Annotated in this window: 1 protein-coding gene; it reads left to right on the top strand. The window is 46.4% G+C overall.

All coding sequences use genetic code 11. From position 1 onward, the window contains the following. On the top strand, window positions 1–235 hold a 235-nt coding region (locus tag ACPYOM_RS23985; protein WP_481347902.1), incomplete at both ends, for a hypothetical protein.

The following is a 235-nucleotide window of genomic DNA, read 5'->3' as shown; positions in this document are numbered from 1 at the left end:
CCTTCTGAAGAGCCAAAGCAAGAAGAAGTAAAACCTGAGCAGGTAATCACTGCAGAAGAAACTTCATCAGCTGCGGCGAAGAAAAAAAGAAAAAGAGTAACCCCGGCGAATACAGCTCCTACAGAGATTCTGCAAGAAAAGCAGGAAACCCCTAAAAACACAGAAACTCAGGAATCTGCTCCAGCAGAAGAAAGGCCAAACATCCCTCAGAACCAGGCCAGACCTCAAAGAGGAC

This window comes from Monashia sp. HAY1-2A (genome assembly GCF_056755315.1).
The sequence above is the reverse complement of the archived record's forward strand: the minus strand, read 5'-3'. Positions and strand labels throughout refer to the sequence as shown.